The sequence below is a fragment of the Clostridium manihotivorum genome, from assembly GCF_004015185.1.
GTDB lineage: Bacteria > Bacillota > Clostridia > Clostridiales > Clostridiaceae > Clostridium_AR > Clostridium_AR manihotivorum.
Window position 1 is genome coordinate 4,732,827 of sequence record NZ_CP025746.1, and the last position, 20,751, is coordinate 4,753,577.

Genomic DNA, 20,751 nt, shown 5'->3' on the forward strand with positions numbered 1-20,751 from the left:
TAATAAAAAAGTGCTTATTGAAGCGATGTTATACAGTGAGCTACTAGATAATTAAATGACTCTTTGCGCAAGTTAATTGAATTATAGGATGACAAACCACTTAATTTAATTTTATAAAAAGATATGAAGATTCTATAGCATCTTTATCTCTACTTAAACAATTGTTTGATCCTATTATTTATATCTTGAATATTGTACTGCTGAGAGTTTTTCTCTCCCAATTTATATTTTTCTTTAAGCTTTAATATTCTATAGACCTTCTCATCAATTTCCTCTTCAGTTAGCTCTTTATTACTAACTGCATTTCTTATTGAATCTAAAACAGTCTTCTCTTTATTAAAATCATGACAAACCAAAACCATATCGCTTCCTGCTTTTAGTGAGGTCACTGCTGCTTTGTTTATATCATAATTTAAGGTAATTGCTCCCATAGTCATATCATCAGTTATAATAACACCATTGAAGCCTAGTTCCTTTCTAAGCAGATCAGTTATTACATTCTTAGATAGTGAGGATGGGTAATTACTGTCTACCTTTGGCAATAATATATGAGCTACCATCACCATGTCCGCACCATTGTCTATAGCATTTTTAAAAGGTATAAGCTCAAAGCTTCTAAGTCTAGTAAGATCATTATTAACCAAAGGAAGTCCCTTATGAGAATCTACAGAAGTATCTCCGTGACCTGGAAAATGTTTTACTGCGGATATTATTCCTTTTGACTGAATACCCTTCATGGTTGATAGCCCAAGTCTTGATACTAAATCAGCATTATTTCCAAAAGATCTATCCCCTATTATAGGATTTTTAGGGTTACTATTAATATCTAGCACCGGTGCAAAATCAAGATTTAGTCCTAAGGAGCCTACTTCATCTCCTAGAATTTCTCCTACTTTATTAGAAAGCACTTCATTGTTCTTCTTTCCAATATATCCACTGCTAGGTAGTTTTAAGTACTCACTAGGAATTCTCGAAACTCTTCCACCTTCTTCATCTACAGCTAAAAATAGCGGAATAGCATTTCCATTATAATTCTTCATAGCTTCCACTAAGCTCAAAGCTTGGCTACGACTAGTTATATTTTCTTTAAAAAATATCACTCCACCAACGTGGTAGTTCTGTATGAGTTCTTTAATATTATCGTTCATTTCTGTGCCTTCAAAACCTATAATCGCAAGCTGGCCTATCTTCTCTTCTAAAGTTAATGACTTTACTTTTTCCTTTATTGGATCTTTCTCCTCTACAGAGGGGACGGTACTTTCCCCTTTATCATTGGAATTTTTATTTTCATCAGCTTTAGTACTATTTGAAAAAAGGTTATCCATTTTAAGCTTTCCTCCAGCAATTAGAAAACCGGCGGCAAAGGCTATTATAATAAATACTATTGTCAACGATATTATTAAGAACTTACGCATACTACACCACCATTCTTAAAGTTTTTCCCTCCTATTAGAGGATTCTTTAAAGATATTTACAAGCTTCTCTTTATCATTATTGACCAAGGATTTTTTTATATCCTCAAGTTTCTCTTGAAAAACTTCAATGGTGCTTATCAAATTTTCTCTATTGGATAAAAAAAGTTCACTCCATAACTCTTCATTAATATTAGCAATTCTGGTGAGATCTCTGTAGCTATCACCTATAAGCTCCCCTGTAGGATATCTACCATCATCGCTATTTACCAATGCTACTGCCATGGCATGTGGAAGCTGAGAAGTGTATGCAACTATCTTATCATGTTCGTAAGGATTTACCTTTTTAACATTAGAAAACCCTATTGAATATACCAGTTTCTCAACAACATTAATACTCTCAGGCTTATTTCCATGATGAGGAGTTAATATATAATTTGCCCCCTTAAATACTTCTGCTGATGCAAAATCAATTCCCTTTTTTTCCCTTCCAGCCATGGGATGTCCAAATACAAAATCCACATTTTCTCCAACTGAATCTAGGATATCATCCACCATTATCCCTTTTACTCCAGTAGCATCTGTAATTATGACCCCTGGTTTAAAATATTGCTTATTGCTATTTATAAAATTCAGTACAGACATTGGATATATACAAAGAATTACTAAGTCAGATAGCTCTAAAGGTTCTTTACCGTCCAAATATCCTTTTTTTATTATTCCAAGCTCCTCTGCCTTTTTCAAAGTATTAATATCATTATCTATACCATAGACCTGATGTTCCTCTAAAGGCTTTAATGCTTTAGCAAAGGAACCGCCTATTACACCTAGCCCCACTATAGTTATATTCATAATTCTCCCCCAAAGTTCTACTTTATAAAGTTATTTATTTATAAGTTTACTTAGCTCTTCATAGAGTTCCTCGCCAATATCATAAGACAGCTCTCTTTCAAGCCATATTTCCTCTGCTTTTATCCCCTGAGCTATAAGCATGTAAAGTCCATCTACGGTCTTCTTTCCTGAAGCTTTTGCTCTCTTTAAAAGTTCTGTTTCCAAAGGATTGTACACTATATCTACAACTGTATTGCACTTTTGTATTACAGTATCTCCTATGGGTGAAAAACCTACCTTAGGATACATTCCCACTGGCGTTGTATTTATTATTACCTCTATGTCCTCTAACTTTTCTAGTTCTGAATAGCTAATACAGTTGTATTCTGGGTATTTAATAAAAGCAGCAGCTTTATCTCTAGAAACTATATATATCTTTCCAGCCCTTTTGTCCTTTATATACTGCACCACGGCCTTTGAAGCCCCTCCAGTTCCAAGCACTGCAAAAGTTTTGCCTTCTACCTGCACTTCATTTCTTATAAGAAGCTCTCCAAAGCCGAAGTAATCAGTATTATAACCTATGGTTTTGTCTTGTTCTATTTTTATGGTGTTTATTGCTCCTATGCCTTTAGCTTCCTCTGATATAGCATCAAGCTGCTCCATAAGTATTTCTTTATAAGGTATGGTTACATTTACTCCTTTTATTCCTAAAACCTTTAGAGCTTGTACCGCTCCACCTATATTCTCTGGCTTTATTTCATATAAGGAAAAGCTTGCGTTTAAATTAAGTTTTTCAAATACTTTTTTATGAATTTGAGGTGAAAGACTATGTCCTAGTCTCTCACCTATTAACCCAAATGCATTCATTTTTTCACCCCTGCAAACCATGCTTTCTTTAAGATTTTAATTACACTCTAACTCCCTTTTATATACTCCTAAAAGCTTAAAATAGGAAGTATTTTTTTCACAAAGCTCTAATAAATCTTTTACCACCACATCTTTTATATTTCCTTCGAAATCTATATAAAAGAAGTACCTCCAAGGCTCTTTTACTATAGGCCTAGACTCTATCTTTGTCATATTTAGATTATTTACTGAAAACCACTTTAAAGCATTAAATAAAGCCCCTGCCTTATTTTCCACTGCAAAAACTAAGGATATTTTATTATTTTCTGTTCTATTTATAATGTTCTTTCCTACTACAATGAACCTGGTAAAGTTATCTTTTTCGTTACTTATGCCTTCTTTAATCACAGAAAGCTTAAATATATCTGCCGCTCTCTTAGATGCTATGGCTGCTTTTTCTTTTATGCCAGCTTTGCTTACACGCTCAGCACTTATGGCTGTATTTAGATCTGGTATGGCACTTACGCCTTTTAAGCTGTTTAAATACCCACTACACTGCTCTATTCCTTGAGGGTGGGAATATATTTCTTTCAAGTCCTCTTCCTTTGCTCCAATTACCCCTAAAAGATGATGTTCTATCTTTAAGCATTTTTCACCTACAATATAAAAACCATACTTTCTCAAAAGATCATAAACTTCCTTAACCGCACCTGTAGAAGAATTTTCAATAGGCAACACGCCAAAATCAATTTCATCCTTAGCTAAAGCCTTGAAAACATCTTCGAATCTTTCATAGTTTGAAGTACTGTGTTTTGCTCCAAAGAACTGCAGTAGCGCTTCTTCTGAGTAGGAGCCATTAACTCCTGGATAACCTAATCTTAAGTTTTCTTCTTTATAGAAAGGTTTTTCTTCATTAATAGAAGCTTTAGCTATATCATTTTTAGAAAGCTCTAGTGACTGATATTCCTTGCTTATATCCATCATTGACAATAAAAACTCTTTTACAAAAGGTTTTAAGTCTTCCTCTTCAACTAAAGCAACATTTTTTTCTATCACTTGGCTTTCTCTATTGCCATTAAAGATAGGAACGTTGTTTTTCTTCTTATATTCTGCTACCTTAGTTACAACCTTCATTCTTTCTTGGAATAACTCCACTATCTTCTTATCTATGTCATCTATAGACTTTCTATAACCTTCTATGTCACTCATTAAAATTCCCCTTCCATTAAGTCAAGTATTGCTAACGCGGCAATAGCTTCAATAACCACTACGGCTCTAGTTACGATACAAGGATCATGTCTTCCTTCAATTTGAAGCTTAGTATCTTCTTTTTTATCAATATCTACTGTATCTTGGTACTTTATTATTGAAGCTGTTGGTTTAATTGCTACATTGAAAAGTACCGGCATCCCATTGGTAAGTCCACCTAAAATCCCACCATTATTATTGGTTTTTGTAGCTATTTTTTCTCCTTCATAGTAGTAAGAATCGTTGGCTTCAGAGCCTTTAAGCTTTGACAGTTCAAAGCCTTTTCCAAACTCTATACCTTTCACTGCTGGAACTGAAAAGGCTAGATGAGCTATGGTACTTTCAAGAGAGTCAAAGAAAGGATCACCAACTCCTACCTCTACACCAGTTATGGCACACTGTATCACTCCACCTACAGAGTCGCCTTCCATCTTTGCAGAAAGAATTCTATGCTCCATAAGAGCTTTTTTATTGTCATCTATTATTGGGAGATCTTTTTCTTTTAAAGTATCTAGAACAGTATTATCAATATATATTGGATTAAAATCGTCATCTTCAATGTCTGCAATGGATTTTATATGGGCACCTATGTTAATGCCCTTTTCTCTTAGAATTGATTTTGCTATAGCTCCTGCAAATACTAAAGGAGCTGTTATTCTGCCGGAGAAGTGTCCTCCTCCTCTATAGTCATTAAAACCCTTATACTTAACTGAGGCTGGATAATCTGAATGGCTTGGTCTCATAACATCTTTCAGTTTGCTGTAGTCTTTAGATCTAGTATCGTTGTTTCTTATTATTCCGCAAAGTGGTGCACCTGTTGTCTTACCATTAAATACTCCACTGAGTATCTCAACTCTATCCTCTTCTTTTCTAGCTGTTGCAAGGTTGCTTCTTCCTGGAGCTCTTCTTTGCATTTCTTTATAAATTTCTTCTTCATTTATATCTTTTCCAACTGGAAGTCCGCTAATGTTTATACCTATGGCACCTCCATGGGACTCTCCAAAAATAGATAGCTTTATATTACTGCCCCACACTCCACTCATTTAACTCGCCCCCTAATGATTTATAGTCTTGCCAAAAGCCTGGGTATGACTTTTTTACACATTGTGGATTGTCTATTATAACTTTTTCTTTACAGCAGGTTGCTGCTATGGCTAAACTCATTGCTATACGGTGATCCTCAAAGGAGTTAACTTCTCCACCTTTAAGGCTTTCAACACCTTCTATAACCATGTAATCTTCGCCTTCTTGTACCTTTGCACCTAATTTATTTAATTCTGAAGCTATGGCAGTCAATCTATCACATTCTTTTATTCTTAGTCTGCCAGCATTTATTATATTTGTAGTACCTTTTGCTAATGCCGCTGCTACTGCAACCACTGGAATTATATCAGGGCACTGGGCTGCATCAATGGTAGTTCCTATTAATTGCTCAACCTTAAGTGAAACCTTATCATCTGATACACTAATATTAGCACCCATTCTATTTAAGATATCTAGTATCTCTTTGTCTCCTTGAAGACTTTGAAGATTTAGCTTTGACAGCTCTACCTCATTACCTAAACAGCTAGCAACCAAATAAAATGCGGATTGAGAAAAATCACCTTCCACTTCATAGTTAGTAGCCTTGTATTGGCTATTTCCTTTGATTACAAACTCTTTATAATCATTATTTACAATATCTATTCCAAACTTCTTTAGCATATCTAAGGTAAGATCTATATAGCCTTTAGATTCTAACTTAGTTGTGATAATAATCTTAGAGTCTCCTTTTAGAAGAGGTAAAGTAAATAATAAACCGCTTATAAATTGAGAGCTTATATCTCCTTTAACATGAAATTCTCCACTGTTTAAGCTTCCATTAATCTTTAATTCAAGAATTCCTTCCTTATTATAGTACTCTATGCTCTGTTCTTCGAAAATCTCATAATAAGGCTTTAGTGGTCTTTTGCCTAGATTCCCTTTTCCGATAAAGGTTACTTTGTTATTTTCTACAAGGAATAAAGGAACTATAAATCTTAAGGTGGATCCAGATTCATTGCAGTCAACTATAGCATTGTCCTTAGCCTTCAAGTCACCACCAGTTACCTTAACCCAAGTATCACCTTTTTCGTAATGGGCACCTAGGTTTTCTATAGCACCTAGGGTAGCTATGATGTCATCTGAAAAATCAACATTGGTGATTAAGCTTTCTCCCTTAGCTAGTGCTGCACATATAATAGCTCTATGAGCCATACTCTTAGATGGCGGAATGTTTATATTCCCAACTAGCTTTTTGGGCTTTATCTCAACTTTCTTCATTCTCTCTCCTCCAGATCTAAGTCTTCAAATATATCTAAGGTTGTTTTATATATCTCACTTTTACCTATTTCACTTATCAATATGATATTTAAGCTGCCATTTAGATTCTTCTTATCAAGCTTTATTGTATCCACTAATTCTTTTATTTTTAAATTGTTAACCTTCCATGGTAGATTATACTTTATTAAAATATCCTTAATCTTTTTATTAGTACCTATTTTAGTAAGGTCTTTACTCTCTCCAAACTTAGTTATATAGTACATTCCTATAGCTACTGCTTCGCCGTGAGTATAAGCTTCATAATTATAATACTTTTCAATAGCATGCCCTAAGGTGTGCCCAAAGTTTAAAAGCATCCTATCCCCTTTATCTTTCTCATCCTTTTCTACGAACTGTCTTTTAATATCAACACACCTATAAATCACATTTGCTATCTCATTCATAAGTTCTTCTTTGCTATTAAAGCTTATGAGTTCATCAAATAAATCACTATCGCTAATAGCACCGTACTTTATAACCTCAGCTAAACCATCGAAGAAAAATCTTTCAGGTAAAGTGGTTAAAACCTCTGGATCTATTATCACTTGTTTAGGATGATAAAAACTTCCTACTAGATTCTTTCCTTTGTCTAAATCTACTGCGACTTTTCCTCCAACAGAGGAATCCACCTGTGCTAAAAGTGAAGTAGGTATCTGAACAAAGTCTATTCCTCTAAGATAGGTTGAAGCTACAAAACCTGCTAGGTCCCCTATAACTCCTCCCCCTAAGGCTACTATCAAATCACTTCTAGTTAAGTTTAAGTCAGCTAAGCTGTTGTATATATATATAAGGCTCTCAAAGCCTTTTGTTTTTTCTCCTGGTTCAAGTATTATCTGCCCCACAGAAAATCCTTCTTTTTCAAGAGAGTTACGAACAGTATTTCCATAGTACTCATGGACATTCTTATCTGTTATTACTACTATTTTTTCCCCTTTAAATACCTTTTTAATCTGTTCTCCACTTTGAGCTATACTTCCCTTTTCTATGATAATTTCATATGAATTGTTCGTTAGATTAACCTTTAAATTCATGATAATCTCCCTTAATTATATATATTTAATAATATTGTTGGAGTTAAGTGGCTATGAAGGCTATGCTTTATGAGCAATCTACTAAAATTAAATGATTTTTTGCGTAAGCTCATTGAAGCATCGGATGACTAGCCACTTAATTTCAACGGAACATTCTAACATCTCTCTTATTTTATCTCTCTACCTACTGCAGTAGCTATATTTTTAAGGTCTTTTACTAGGTTATCGAATACTTCAGGTTTTATTGACTGCTGTCCATCACATAACGCATTGGCAGGATCATTATGAACTTCTATTATAAGACCATCTGCTCCAACCGCAACTGCAGCCTTTGACAATGGTTCTACCATCCACCACATTCCTGCAGCATGGCTTGGATCAACAATAACTGGAAGGTGACTTAACTTCTTTATAGCTGGTATAGCACTTAAATCTAAAGTGTTTCTTGTGTAGGTTTCAAAGGTTCTTATTCCTCTTTCACAAAGTATTACCTTTTCATTACCGCCAGCCATTATATATTCAGCTGACATTAAAAGCTCTTCAATTGTTGCTGATAAACCTCTTTTTAGTAATATAGGCTTATCTATCTTGCCAAGCTCTTTTAACAAATCGAAGTTTTGCATATTTCTAGCTCCTACTTGTATCACATCTACATCTCTTGCAAATCTATCAAGCTGGCTAGTGGACATTATTTCTGTAACTATAGGAAGTCCTGTATTCTTCCTTGCCACTTGTAGTAAATCAAGGCCATCCATTCCAAGTCCTTGGAAGCTGTAAGGTGAAGTTCTTGGTTTGAAAGCTCCTCCTCTTAGTAGTTTAGCCCCAGACTCTTTTACGTTTTTTGCTATCTCTGTTATTTGAGTTTCACTTTCTACAGAACACGGTCCTGCAATTAAACATATATTCTTTCCACCTATTTCTGCATCCCCAATCTTTATAATGGAATCTTCGGGATGGAATAGTCTATTAGCTTTCTTATAAGGTTCTTGTACATGCATAACTTTCTCCACATTTCTATTAGCTTCAATTTTTGTTGGATCAATCTTTGTAGTATCTCCAATAAGTCCTATGATACTCTTTTCTGACCCCTCTGATAAATGAACATGAACCCCAAGTTTTTCAAGCTCAACAACTAGTTTTTGTACCTCTTCTTTTGGTGTTTTGTGTTTTAAAATAATAATCATAATATAGCCCCTTTCAAAATTAATATATATTTTATATAAAATTAATAAACTTGATATAATGAACATGTTATTAATAAATTAAAAGTTAATCATATTAAATATGAACCACAGATAATAAAAGATTTGATTACATCATTCTTTAAGTTCTCTACAGATACTTATACAAAATTTTATCCGACTTATAAATTCATATAAGAGTAAAAAAAATAAGGCCCACTAATGAGCCTTAAGATTTACCGAATTATGACATTTCCACCTTAGAATGTATTAAGCTAACTCATTAGAGATTTCTTTATTCGATTGCAGAACAAGTAACCAGCGTTATAAAAATAACCCCAGCTAAAAAAGTAAAAAAAGCTATTAACTTGTTCTAATCTAACTCTAATATTATTTAGCATAATTACCTCCATTGGTATTTTAATCTATCAATTTATAAAATCATAATCCTTTAGAAATTATTTGTCAACCCTTAGTAAACTTTTTCAATATATATTTTTTGGAAAATTTAAAATATAGACTCTGTTAAAGTACAGTGTTGAAATTAATTGGTCAATCATCCGATGCTTAGATGAGATTGCGCATATAGCATCTCCTTCATAACCAATTAATTTTAACAATATATTATTAAACACAGCTAACTTATAACATTATCCCTGTAAAGCGTTGATTATTTCTTCTATGCTTTCATAATCTTCATTGTTAATTAGTTCCATGACTTTGCTTCCAATAACAACACCATCGCAATATTTTGCTACATTCTTGGCCTGCTCTGGAGTAGAGATACCAAAGCCAGCTAATACAGGTAAAGGTGATATTTCTTTTGCTTTCTTTAAAAACTCTATAGTGTCATAACTAAAGCTTTTTCTAACACCTGTAACTCCTGCTACGGTAACTGCATATAAAAAGCCAGCTCCTGCTTTAGAGATTTTCTCTATTCTGTTTTCTCCACTGGTTATTGCGCATAAAGGTATTAAGCTTATATCCTTATCTTTCATATGAGGAAGTACGAAATCAAATTCTTCTAAAGGGAGATCTGGTACAATTAGCCCATTGACCTTTACATTCTCCATTGTAGTAAAGAAAGCTTCTAGGCCATAATTTATTATAGGATTAAGATAGGTCATCAGAATAAGTGGCACTGAAGTATTTTTTCTTAGTTCTTTTATGGTTTCAAAAATCACTTTCAAATTTACTCCATTTGCAATAGCCTTGTTACCTGCTTCTTGTATCCTATCGCCATCAGCTACAGCATCGGAAAAAGGTACTCCTATCTCAATTGCTGTGGCACCTAGTTCTGCAAGTTTAAGTATGGTATTTTTGCTATCTTCAATGGACTTTTCCCCAAACATTATATAGGGTACAAAGGCTTTCTTATTTTCCTCTTTTAACTTCTCTATAGCAGCTCTAATCAACTAAACTCACCCCCATAATCTCACTTACTCTTTCTACATCCTTGTCACCTCTGCCAGATAGACATACAACTATTATCTTATCTTTTTCATAATTCTTAGCAATCTTAGCTGTATGTGCAATAGCGTGAGCACTTTCCATAGCTGGAATAATACCCTCAAGCTTTGTCAGTAGCTTGAAGCCCTCTAAGGCTTCTTCATCATCTATATAAGAATATTTAGCTCTTTCTATATCCTTAAGATAGCAATGCTCTGGCCCTACACCTGGGTAGTCCAACCCTGCCGATATAGAATAAGCCTCTTGTATTTGTCCACTTCTATTTTGAAGTATATACATCATGCTGCCGTGAAGAACTCCTACTTCACCCTTTGTTATAGTTGCAGCATGTTTTTCAGTTTCCACTCCTTCGCCTGCAGCTTCAACTCCTATTAACTCTACGGTTTCATCCTTTATAAAAGGATAGAACATGCCCATAGAGTTACTTCCACCACCAACGCAGGCAACCACTGCATCTGGAAGTCTTCCTTCCTGCTCCATAAGCTGCTTCTTGGTTTCATTACCTATGACACTCTGAAAATCTCTAACAATCATAGGAAAAGGATGTGGTCCTAATACCGACCCCATAACATAGTGGGTATCAAAAACATTAGTGACCCAATATTTTAAAGCTTCGTTGACAGCATCTTTTAAGGTTTTAGTTCCGCTTTTAGCTGGAACTACCTCTGCTCCTAGCATCTTCATTCTAAACACATTTAACTTTTGTCTTTCTATATCTTCTTCTCCCATGAAAATCTTACATTGAAGACCAAATAAAGCTGCTGCTGTTGCCGTTGCAACTCCATGCTGCCCAGCTCCTGTTTCTGCTACTATTTTTTTCTTTCCCATCCTCTTAGCTAATATTACTTGTCCTATAGTATTGTTTATCTTATGAGCACCGGTGTGATTAAGATCCTCTCTTTTTAAATAAATCTTTGCACCTCCACAGTACTCAGTAAGATTCTTAGCGTAATAAAGAGGGGTTTCTCTTCCAACATAATCTCTAAGATAGTACTCTACCTCATTCTTAAACTCTTCATCATCCTTGTATTTTAAATAAGCTTTTTCTAGTTCTATAACGGAATTCATTAAGGTTTCTGGAATAAACCTTCCTCCATAACTTCCAAAATGTCCTCTTTCATCAGGCATTGTATAGTCTTTAATCTCTTTCAAAATCTCTCACCTTCCTTATAAATTCTTCAACCTTATTTAGATCTTTTACTCTATTTGTTTCTACCCCACTGCTCACATCTACCATAAAGGGACTTACCGCTTTTATACCTTCTACCACATTAGAGGCATTAAGCCCCCCAGCTAATATGAGCTTACTTCTTATTTCTTCTGGTACATACTTTATAGACTCCCAGTTAAAAACCTTACCTAACATATCCCCTTTAAAATCCTTTGGAGAATCCACAAGATATCCAAAGCAATGGTATTTTTTCATTTTTTCAAAGTCCAACTCATTAGATTTAAAGGCCTTTATATATGACACTTCTAGGTTTTCACAATACTCATAGCTTTCTTCACCATGGAGCTGAACCACATCTAATTTACATATTCTTTGAATCTCTTTTACTTCCTCAAGAGAATTGTTCATAAAAACCCCAATTTTCAGCACCTTTTTAGGAATCTTTTCTATTATGGCTTTTGCTTCTAAAGGTTCAACTTTTCTTATGCTTTTACAGAATACAAAGCCTAGAGCATCAGCTCCCAATTCACTACATGCCAAAGCAGTGTCTAAATCTTTTATTCCACATATCTTTATAAGTGTTTTCATAATTAAACTGGGCCTCCCTTAAAGCTTAGTAGTAGCTCCTGAAAGTTACTTGAAGTAACAAAGGCCTCCCCTACCAAAATTCCTCTTATCCCTTTCTGTTTAACCTTTTTAACCTTATCAAGAGAGTTAAAGCCACTCTCAGATATGATATAACTATCTGGAAAGTCCATCTTTTCCTTTAAGGTAATTGTATTTTCAACATTTACTTCAAAGGTCTTAAGATTTCTATTATTAATTCCTATGAGTTTTGGCTTAAGTTCTTTTATCTTTTCTAAGTCCTCTTCATCATGAATTTCTACTAATACCTCAAGACCTAAACTTAGCGCCTCCTCATAAAGCCTCTTTAAATTTTCTTTTGAGTTAATTGCAGCTATTAAAAGTACTAGATCTGCACCTAGACTTAGGCTTTGATATAACTGCACCGAGTCTATTATAAAGTCTTTTCTTAATACTGGTATGGAAACCGCCTCACATACCTCATAAAGATCTTCTTCTTTTCCTTTGAAGAAGTGCTTTTCTGTTAAAACAGATATACAGTCTGTACCACTTGCTACATACTCTAAGGCTCTAGCCTCTGGTTTCAAATCCATGTTCAAATCACCTTTTGAAGGAGATGCTTTTTTTATCTCGCTAATTATCTTAAAATCATTATTCTGAAAACCTTCTAAGAAAGAATAAAACTCTCTCTTTCTTTCTGGAAAACCATTGCGTTTATACTTAAGCTTCAGCTCCTGTACCTCTACCTCTTTAAGTTCTAGAATCTTTTCTAAGAAATTCTTCATATTCTATTGCTCTCCTCAATTAAACTTTCCAGCTTTCTCTTTGCCTTACCAGAGTCTAAAATGTCTTTTGCCATATCTATACCAGACTTTATATCCTCGCAAACTCCACTAGCAAAAAGACCCAGGGCTGAGTTAAATACCACCGCTTCTCTATAGGTACTTTTCTCTCCATTCAATATAGATAAGGTTATTCTGCTATTTTCCTTTGCATCTCCTCCAGCTAAATGCTCTAAGCCTATCCTGTCTATTCCGTAATCGCTACTTTTGATCAACATTTCCTTAACTTCTCCATTTACTAGAAAGGCACAATAATTATCTCCATCTAAAGTACCTTCATCCAGCCTATTGTCTCCATTTATAACCAAAGCTCTCTTCTTTCCTAAAAGCTTAAGTGCCTCGCAAAGATCTTTGACAAGCTCCTTTTTATATACTCCTATTAACTGGTTGCTAGGATTTAAAGGATTGGTCAAAGGTCCAAGAATATTGTATACAGTAGGTATTCCAAGGGCTTTTCTTACTTTCATTACATATTTCATTCTTGGATGCATGGCAGGAGCATACAAAAATGCTATTCCAACCTCCTCTATCAATTTTTTTAACTTTTCCTTCTGGATCTCAATATTTACTCCTAGCTCTGCCAGTAAATCTGCACTTCCACATTTACTTGATATGGATCTATTGCCATGCTTTGCTACCTTAACTCCTGCTCCAGCAAGTACAAAGGCAGAAGTTGTACTTATATTAAAGCTATTAGAATAATCTCCTCCAGTACCGCAATTATCAAAAGAATCTTCTATATCAAAGTCAATACTTGAAAGCTCTCTCATAGCTTTTGCCATACCAGCTATCTCCTGTGGATGCTCTCCCTTGGTCTTAAGTGCTGCAAGAAAGGCTCCTATTTCGCCTTCCTCAGCTTCACCGCTTAAAATATATTTATTTGCCTCATAAGCCTCTTCAAAACTAAGGTTTTCATTTATGATTACTTTTCTTAGTGCACTTTGAAATTCTGCTTTCATCACTTATTCCTCCTAATATTATTTTTTATCTCTAAAAAGTTTGAGAGAAGCTTTTTTCCTTCAGGTGTAAATATTGATTCTGGGTGAAACTGAATACCATAAACAGGGTACTTTACATGCTTTACTGCCATTATCTCGCCATCATCAGTAGAAGTTGCTAGGGACAAAAGCTCCGTCCCCATGTCCCTAATTACCAGAGAATGGTATCTCATTACCTTTGTGGGACTCTCTATTCCTTTAAACAAAGCATCATTGTTATGCTCTATCTTTGAGGTTTTTCCATGCATCACTTTCTTAGCTTTGACAATCTTGCTTCCAAAGACCTGTCCTATGCTTTGGTGTCCAAGGCAAATGCCTAGTATTGGTATTTGCTTATAGGTTTCATTAATTATATCCAAGGTATTTCCTGCGTCCTTTGGGTATCCTGGTCCTGGAGATATAATTAAAGCTTCAGGTGAAAGCTCTTTTATCTTCTTAGATGTTATTTTGTCATTTCTATAAACTTTAACCTCTTCCCCCAGTTCGCTTAAATATTGATAAACGTTGTAGGTAAAGGAATCATAGTTATCAATCAATATAATCATTCTATAACCTCCAGTACTCCAAGAGCCTTATTATAACTTTCTTCATATTCCGTCTCAGGAACTGAATCGTAAACTATACCTGCTCCAGCTTGCACATAGCCTTTTCCATCCTTTAAGATCACAGTTCTTATGGCAATGCAGGTATCCATATCTCCATTAAAAGAAAAATATCCGATGGCTCCTGCATAAACTGACCTTTTCTCTTTTTCAAGCTCTTCTATTATTTCCATAGCTCTTATCTTTGGTGCACCAGATAAGGTACCAGCCGGCAGACAGAACTTTAGTGCATCAAAAGCCTTGCTTCCTTTCTTCAACTTTCCTGTAACCTTAGAAACAATATGCATTATCTTCGAGTAAAGCTCTACCTCCATAAGTCTTTCTACCTTAACGGTGCCAACCTCACTGATTCTTCCTATATCATTTCTTGCTAGATCCACAAGCATTAGATGTTCAGCTACTTCCTTTTCATCTTCAAGAAGCTCCTTCTTTATAAGCTCATCTTCTTCTAATGTAATCCCCCTCTTTCTTGTCCCTGCTATAGGCATTGTGGTTACAACATCTTTCTTAACAGATACAAGACTTTCAGGAGAAGAGCCTACAATCTGAAAATCTATATAATCTATATAGAAAAGATAGGGTGATGGGTTTTTACTTCTTAATCGTCTGTAGATTTTGAAAGGATCCTCCTTAAAGTTGCAGCTGAACCTTTGAGAAACCACTATTTGAAATGCATCTCCATTTTCTATATATCTTTTAGCCTTATTTACCATGTCCATATATTCTTCTTTTGTGGTATTTGAGTTTACTTCTTTTTTTAAAGTTTCAGGTGCTTCTAAGTTATTGTTCTTTGAGTATGAGCAAAGCTTCTCTCTTATTTGTAATAACTCTTCTTTAACCTCCTCATAGTCCTTTTTTTCATCTCTTAGTACAACTCTGTGAATAGAGATATTTTTATCGAAATGATCGTATACTATAAAGTTTTTGTAGAACATAAGATAAGCTTCAGGAATACCTAATGCATCCTTATTGGAACTCTCGATATATTCATATTGTTTTATAACGTCATAGCCAACATAGCCAACTGCTCCACCTTGAAAGGGAATGTTGTTTTCATCTTTATAGTTAATCTTCTCTATAAGGTTTTGTACTTCATCAAGTACCTTACCCCTCTTTTCTAAGGTGAGCTTATTTTCTGTAATTTCAATATTTTCTCCCAGGCTCTTTATCTCTGCATAGGGATTGTAACCTATGAAGCTATATCTTCCCTTCTCAGGCTCAAATACTGAGCTTTCCAAAAGAAACATCTTATCTTCTCTTAATGCATAAAATATAGAAATTGGTGTCATCTCGTCTCCGTTAAACTTGTAATATAAGTCTAAGGAATAACCTTCTTTTCTAAGCAAATCAAATTCTTTTTTTGAATAACTAAAAATACTAACCACCTCTTTATCTAAAAATTAAAAATATTGCAAAAATTAAAATTGCTATTAGGAAGCCTTCACTGATTAAAATCAGAGTGTACATAAGTCGTTGCCTTACTACTCTAAACCCTTGATATCACTAAGTTTAGCTAATATTTTTTTATAATTCCATAGACAGTAAAAAACAATATTTTTTTGAAATTGATATAGAAACCCGGGTATTTATATATTTAAAGTAAATCTTTAAAAAACAAAAAATCCCCTACATGCAAAAAATGCATATAGAGGACGATAATTATCGCGGTGCCACCTCAATTTACTTAACAAAAAGTAATCTCTTAATCAGATACATAACAATATCCTATCCCTATAACGTGGGAATACGTGTCACCTACTAAAACTTTCGGCTCCCTCTCGTAAGTCCATTCAGCCTATGTCTAAATACTGCATCTCACCGCCTGCAGCTCTCTGTAATTCTTTCAGTACGCTTACTACTCTTACTCATCGATTTATCACTTTATGAATTTATTATAATAAAGTAACCTTATTTTGTAAATACATTTTTAAAATATTTTATTTCTTCTTTTCGTATAGGGAACCAAATTCAACTATTAATTTATACTTGTTATAAATTAAGTTTTCATAAAGGCTCCCTATATAGGAACCCAACTTCAACTATTAAGTTATGCATGCCGTAAAAATCCTCAGAAGCCATGATTTTCGAACATACATAACCTAAGTTAATCTAAGCACTGTATCATTAACACTTTAATTTGAATATAGTATTTTAGAGTGCTTATTTATCAATTAGGTATTTTAACTTAATTTTTATCAAACAATTTTAAATTGAATTAAATAGATTTTAATAATAACTTTTATATTAAGCTCGCAATTTTTCTTATAAAATTTATTGTTTTTGCTAAAAATAAGATGATTATTTAATATAAAAATTTTTTTAATGATTTGTTGTTAATTTTTTATTAATAATTTTGTAACTTATCAACCATTTATTTAGTCATAACGATTATGGATTATGTTACATCAGAGTATATAATGTTATTTGCAATATAAATATATAAAACTTTCATTTTGTAGTTAGTTTATTTTTAAAATCTTTTTTAATTTTATGTTTCATGGAGGGAGAAAAATGGAAAACACAAACAAGAAGAAATTAACTCTTGTACCACTGATTTTAATGATATTTACATCAGTGTTCGGATTTGCAAACATGCCAAGATCATTTTATCTTATGGGCTACAGTGCAATTCCTTGGTACATAATATCAGCAATTACATTCTTTATTCCATTTGCATTTATGATGGCAGAGTATGGTGCTGCTTTCAAAAATGAAAAAGGTGGAATATATTCATGGATGGAGAAATCAGTAGGTCCTAGATATGCATTTATAGGTACTTTCATGTGGTATGCATCTTATATCATCTGGATGGTTAATATATGCTCATCTATATGGATACCACTATCAAATTTAATATTTGGTAAGGATACTACTGCTACTTGGTCATTATTTGGTCTTGGATCCACACAAACTTTAGGAATCCTTGGAGTAATATGGATTTCAGTGGTTACCTTTACAGCTTCAAGAGGCTTAGAAAAAATAACAAAGATAACTTCCGTTGGAGGAACAGCGGTAGCTTTATTAAACATAGTTTTATTAATTGGTGCAGTTGTAGTTCTAATTGCAAATGGAGGTCATGTGGCTGAGCCTATAAGTTCTAGCGCCTTCACTACATCACCAAATCCTTCATATCAAAGCTCTATATCAGTTTTATCCTTCTTAGTTTTCGCTATATTCGCTTATGGTGGAATAGAAGTAGTTGGTGGTTTAGTTGATGAAACTGAGAACGCAGAAGTAACTTTCCCTAAAGGAATAACAATCGCTGCTATAGTTATTGCAATAGGCTATTCCTTAGGAATATTCTTATGTGGAATCTTTACAAACTGGACAGATGTTCTTTCAGTAAAAGGTGTACACATGGGAAATGTAGCTTATGTAGTAATGAAAAACTTAGGATATCAATTAGGACTTGGCTTCCACTTAAATCAAGCTGCAGCTTTACAACTTGGCGCTTGGGTTGCTAGATTTGTTGGTCTTTCTATGTTCCTTGCTTTATCTGGTGCCTTCTTCACTTTATCCTATGCTCCATTAAAGCAATTAATAGAAGGAACTCCTGCAAAATTATGGCCTGGTAACATGAGTAAAGTTGAAAATGGTATTCCTAAGAATGCTATGTATGTTCAATGTGTAATAGTTATTGTATTTGTATTGATGGTTTCCTTTGGTGGTCAAGGTGCAGCTGCTTTCTTCAGCAGACTAGTACTTATGACAAACGTTGCCATGACTATACCTTACTTATTTATTTCAGGAGCTTTTGCTTCCTTTAAGAAAAAAGAAGAGATTAAGAAGCCATTTACAGTTTTCAAAAGCAATACAACTGCATTGATAGCTACTATAATAGTTACTTTCACCGTAGGTTTTGCTAACTTCTTTACTATAATAGAACCTGCAACAAAAGGTGATTTAGAATCCACACTTTGGATGATAGGCGGTCCTATATTCTTTACTATCGTATCCGTATTAATGTACTGGAGATATGAAAGAAGTCAAAGATAATCTTTTAATTATGACAGTATAACGAAAAAACGCTAAAGTAATTTTCTTTAGCGTTTTTTTGCGCACTTTTTTTCTCAACGTTTATCAAGAAATTCTCTTAGGCGAATAAGATTTATTTTTTACTATAGGGAACCAACTTCAAATATTAAGTTTTCATATAGGTTCGCCATATTTACTCTAACAAGCTGTTCTAAAGTCTTGATATTGGTAGCTTTAAATAAAATAATATTTTATACTAGTTTATCAGTAAAATATACAGCTTGATTCTTTTAATTCACCATCTTCGTAAACAAACTTTGCTGAGAAGAATTTATCTTGCTTCATCCAACTTAAAAACAATTTATCTCCTTCCCAAAGTGGAAGCATTAATAACTCTTCGTCATCAATCCATTTTAAATTGCCCTCATTGGAATCAGTAAGCTCGCCCTCATATTCTGATGCGGAAAATAGGAACACATACCAATCTTCGCCATCCTTGAAGGCAGGAAATGTTAGCAGACCTTTTAAAGATGGATTTTTTATTATTAATCCACTTTCCTCCAACACTTCTCTCTTAACGCACTCCTCAGGAGTCTCTCCTTTTTCCATTTTACCGCCTAACCCTACCCATTTTCCTTCGTGCACATCATTTATCTTTTTTACTCTATGTAGCATAAGGGTCCTATTATTCTTTCTTATGTAGCAAAGGGTTGAGTTTTTCATCTTATCACCTCGTTGATTTATTGTTTTTTAAGATGTATGGATTCAATATCTATTTATAATTTTCTTCTATCTTTCAATAATAGAATTCTAAAGCATAAATCTCTCTATTTTTTGTTATATTAACAATTATAGCCATATAGATATTATTCTATCTAATAATATATCTAATTTCTACATATAATTATTAAATACTTACAAAGTTTAGATATGTAATCTTTTATATTAATCATAACTTTTCCTTTTATTATTTTTCCTCGTTAAAGTAACCTGTTTGAATTAAGTTATTAGCCATCCGATGCTTTAATAAGCTTGTTCAAAAATCAATATTATTTTTCTTATATATGTATTTAATCCCTATATACATCGCTATACGCAACTTTATTAAAATATAATTCTTAAAAAAATAAAAAATTGTTGCAAACTATATCGTATTAGTATATTATATATAAAAAAGTAACCAACTAATTATAAGTAATTATTGATAGGAGATAAATTTATGAAAGATAGATTACCAGGACTTTTCATCGGACACGGAAGCCCCATGAACGCTATTGAAACTAATGAATATACAAAAATGCTTAATAAACTAGGAGAAACTATAGGAAAGCCTAAGGCAATATTAGTTATATCAGCCCATTGGCTTACAGAAGGTAGTTATATAGATATACAAGATACCCCTAAACAAATATATGATTTTTACGGATTCCCAAGAGAGTTATATGAAGTGAGCTATAAGCCCTCTGGTTCTTCAGAATATGCCTTAAGAGCTTATGAACACTTAAAAGCCTTTGGTGTTAAATCTACAACGGAATGGGGCCTTGATCATGGTTCATGGGCTATATTAAAACATTTATACCCCAATGCAGATGTACCAGCTTTTCAATTAAGCCTCAATCATGCTTTTACAACTGAAGAACATTATAATTTAGGAAAAAAGCTAAATAAGTTAAGAAATGAAGGTTATTTGATTCTAGGCAGTGGAAACATTGTTCATAACTTAAGAAAGATGGATTTTGAAGCTTCTGATAGTCCATTTGAATGGGCTAAGAAGTTTGACGAATATATCGCGAATTCTTTAATCAGCAATAATCACCATAACTTGATTAATTACAAGTCTCAGGGGATTACAGAAAAATTAGCTTTACCTACGGATGAGCATTATCTACCATTACTATATATAGCTGCTCTTCAAGAACCAGATGAAAGTATAAGCTTTCTTCATGAAGGCATTGAATTCGGCTCATTATCTATGAGAAGTTTTATAGTTTCATAAAAGAAAAAGACTCACTAAAATTTCTTTCATTAGTGAGTTTTTTTCGCATATGCCTTTCCGAATGCATATGAGGAAAATCTGCAGGAGAATAATATTTCTTTACTTTTTACCCTAAACAGCTGTTCTAAAGCCTTGATATTACTAGGTTTAGCAATCAAAAAACTTTATACTCACCTATAAAGTAAAAAACTGTATAATTTCTTATACAGTTAAAAACAGTTGG

At 33.7% G+C, this 20,751-nt stretch carries 18 protein-coding genes and 1 other annotated feature; of the genes, 2 read left to right on the forward strand and 16 right to left on the reverse strand.

What is annotated here, in order from left to right:
- Positions 1-149: 149 nt before the first annotated feature.
- The 15 genes from nagZ to trpE form a co-directional block, all read right to left on the reverse strand.
- Positions 150-1,415, reverse strand: a complete 1,266-nt coding sequence (nagZ, locus tag C1I91_RS21280; RefSeq protein WP_128214678.1) for a beta-N-acetylhexosaminidase — start codon at positions 1,413-1,415, stop codon at positions 150-152.
- A 15-nt stretch (positions 1,416-1,430) separates the two neighbouring features.
- Positions 1,431-2,264, reverse strand: a complete 834-nt coding sequence (locus tag C1I91_RS21285) for a prephenate dehydrogenase (RefSeq protein WP_128214679.1) — start codon at positions 2,262-2,264, stop codon at positions 1,431-1,433.
- A gap of 30 nt (positions 2,265-2,294) precedes the next feature.
- Positions 2,295-3,110, reverse strand: coding sequence for a shikimate dehydrogenase (gene aroE / locus C1I91_RS21290; RefSeq protein ID WP_128214680.1), 816 nt, complete (start codon positions 3,108-3,110; stop codon positions 2,295-2,297).
- 36 nt (positions 3,111-3,146) lie between these two features.
- Entirely contained in the window at positions 3,147-4,298 is a 1,152-nt protein-coding gene (gene pheA, locus C1I91_RS21295; RefSeq protein ID WP_128214681.1) for a prephenate dehydratase, read from the reverse strand.
- Entirely contained in the window at positions 4,298-5,380 is a 1,083-nt protein-coding gene (aroC, locus tag C1I91_RS21300) for a chorismate synthase (RefSeq protein ID WP_128214682.1), read from the reverse strand. The genes pheA and aroC overlap by 1 nt, the downstream gene beginning before the upstream one ends.
- Positions 5,358-6,638: a 3-phosphoshikimate 1-carboxyvinyltransferase gene (gene aroA / locus C1I91_RS21305; protein ID WP_128214683.1), complete on the reverse strand. Its 1,281-nt coding sequence runs from the start codon at positions 6,636-6,638 to the stop codon at positions 5,358-5,360. The genes aroC and aroA overlap by 23 nt, the downstream gene beginning before the upstream one ends.
- A complete protein-coding gene (gene aroB, locus C1I91_RS21310; protein WP_205694350.1) occupies positions 6,635-7,711 on the reverse strand; it encodes a 3-dehydroquinate synthase in 1,077 nt (358 codons plus the stop codon). Before aroB ends, aroA begins: the two co-directional genes overlap by 4 nt.
- 164 nt (positions 7,712-7,875) lie before the next feature.
- Positions 7,876-8,892 carry a 3-deoxy-7-phosphoheptulonate synthase gene (gene aroF / locus C1I91_RS21315; protein WP_128214685.1) on the reverse strand — a complete coding sequence of 339 codons (1,017 nt, stop codon included), beginning with the start codon at positions 8,890-8,892 and terminating at the stop codon, positions 7,876-7,878.
- Positions 8,893-9,539: 647 nt separating this feature from the next.
- Positions 9,540-10,304 (reverse strand): tryptophan synthase subunit alpha, encoded by a 765-nt coding sequence (trpA, locus tag C1I91_RS21320; protein WP_238475860.1) that lies wholly within the window; start codon positions 10,302-10,304, stop codon positions 9,540-9,542.
- Positions 10,297-11,487 carry a tryptophan synthase subunit beta gene (trpB, locus tag C1I91_RS21325; RefSeq protein WP_128216065.1) on the reverse strand — a complete coding sequence of 397 codons (1,191 nt, stop codon included), beginning with the start codon at positions 11,485-11,487 and terminating at the stop codon, positions 10,297-10,299. Before trpB ends, trpA begins: the two co-directional genes overlap by 8 nt.
- A 10-nt stretch (positions 11,488-11,497) precedes the next feature.
- On the reverse strand, positions 11,498-12,118 hold the full coding sequence (locus C1I91_RS21330) for a phosphoribosylanthranilate isomerase (protein ID WP_128214686.1): 621 nt from the start codon (positions 12,116-12,118) through the stop codon (positions 11,498-11,500).
- A 2-nt stretch (positions 12,119-12,120) separates the two neighbouring features.
- Positions 12,121-12,900, reverse strand: coding sequence for an indole-3-glycerol phosphate synthase TrpC (trpC, locus tag C1I91_RS21335; RefSeq protein WP_128214687.1), 780 nt, complete (start codon positions 12,898-12,900; stop codon positions 12,121-12,123).
- Entirely contained in the window at positions 12,897-13,916 is a 1,020-nt protein-coding gene (gene trpD, locus C1I91_RS21340) for an anthranilate phosphoribosyltransferase (protein ID WP_128214688.1), read from the reverse strand. The genes trpC and trpD overlap by 4 nt, the downstream gene beginning before the upstream one ends.
- Entirely contained in the window at positions 13,916-14,500 is a 585-nt protein-coding gene (locus C1I91_RS21345; RefSeq protein WP_128214689.1) for an anthranilate synthase component II, read from the reverse strand. Before C1I91_RS21345 ends, trpD begins: the two co-directional genes overlap by 1 nt.
- Positions 14,497-15,903 (reverse strand): anthranilate synthase component I, encoded by a 1,407-nt coding sequence (gene trpE / locus C1I91_RS21350; protein WP_238475861.1) that lies wholly within the window; start codon positions 15,901-15,903, stop codon positions 14,497-14,499. Before trpE ends, C1I91_RS21345 begins: the two co-directional genes overlap by 4 nt.
- Before the next feature lie 299 nt (positions 15,904-16,202).
- Positions 16,203-16,435 (reverse strand) — a binding site (T-box leader).
- A 633-nt stretch (positions 16,436-17,068) separates the two neighbouring features.
- Between trpE and yjeM the strand changes: the two genes are divergently transcribed.
- Positions 17,069-18,553: a glutamate/gamma-aminobutyrate family transporter YjeM gene (gene yjeM, locus C1I91_RS21355; protein WP_128214690.1), complete on the forward strand. Its 1,485-nt coding sequence runs from the start codon at positions 17,069-17,071 to the stop codon at positions 18,551-18,553.
- 243 nt (positions 18,554-18,796) lie between these two features.
- Here yjeM and C1I91_RS21360 read toward each other — a convergent pair whose 3' ends face one another.
- Complete coding sequence (locus tag C1I91_RS21360) at positions 18,797-19,255, reverse strand: NUDIX hydrolase (protein WP_128214691.1); 459 nt, start codon at positions 19,253-19,255, stop codon at positions 18,797-18,799.
- 496 nt (positions 19,256-19,751) lie between these two features.
- Here C1I91_RS21360 and ygiD point away from each other — a divergent pair, with 496 nt between their 5' ends.
- The gene (gene ygiD / locus C1I91_RS21365; RefSeq protein ID WP_128214692.1) at positions 19,752-20,528 is read left to right on the forward strand and encodes a 4,5-DOPA-extradiol-dioxygenase; all 777 of its coding nucleotides are present in this window, start codon (positions 19,752-19,754) and stop codon (positions 20,526-20,528) included.
- The last annotated feature ends 223 nt before the right edge of the window (positions 20,529-20,751 follow it).

Coding starts and splice junctions, on each gene's coding strand:
- trpC (WP_128214687.1), bottom strand. CDS start 12,900: ATGAAGAATTTCTTAGAAAAGATTCTAGAACTTAAAGAGGTAGAGGTA.
- trpD (WP_128214688.1), bottom strand. CDS start 13,916: ATGAAAGCAGAATTTCAAAGTGCACTAAGAAAAGTAATCATAAATGAA.
- trpB (WP_128216065.1), bottom strand. CDS start 11,487: ATGCCTGATGAAAGAGGACATTTTGGAAGTTATGGAGGAAGGTTTATT.
- yjeM (WP_128214690.1), top strand. CDS start 17,069: ATGGAAAACACAAACAAGAAGAAATTAACTCTTGTACCACTGATTTTA.
- aroC (WP_128214682.1), bottom strand. CDS start 5,380: ATGAGTGGAGTGTGGGGCAGTAATATAAAGCTATCTATTTTTGGAGAG.
- C1I91_RS21285 (WP_128214679.1), bottom strand. CDS start 2,264: ATGAATATAACTATAGTGGGGCTAGGTGTAATAGGCGGTTCCTTTGCT.
- ygiD (WP_128214692.1), top strand. CDS start 19,752: ATGAAAGATAGATTACCAGGACTTTTCATCGGACACGGAAGCCCCATG.
- aroF (WP_128214685.1), bottom strand. CDS start 8,892: ATGATTATTATTTTAAAACACAAAACACCAAAAGAAGAGGTACAAAAA.
- C1I91_RS21360 (WP_128214691.1), bottom strand. CDS start 19,255: ATGAAAAACTCAACCCTTTGCTACATAAGAAAGAATAATAGGACCCTT.
- C1I91_RS21345 (WP_128214689.1), bottom strand. CDS start 14,500: ATGATTATATTGATTGATAACTATGATTCCTTTACCTACAACGTTTAT.
- aroA (WP_128214683.1), bottom strand. CDS start 6,638: ATGAAGAAAGTTGAGATAAAGCCCAAAAAGCTAGTTGGGAATATAAAC.
- aroE (WP_128214680.1), bottom strand. CDS start 3,110: ATGAATGCATTTGGGTTAATAGGTGAGAGACTAGGACATAGTCTTTCA.
- pheA (WP_128214681.1), bottom strand. CDS start 4,298: ATGAGTGACATAGAAGGTTATAGAAAGTCTATAGATGACATAGATAAG.
- nagZ (WP_128214678.1), bottom strand. CDS start 1,415: ATGCGTAAGTTCTTAATAATATCGTTGACAATAGTATTTATTATAATA.
- C1I91_RS21330 (WP_128214686.1), bottom strand. CDS start 12,118: ATGAAAACACTTATAAAGATATGTGGAATAAAAGATTTAGACACTGCT.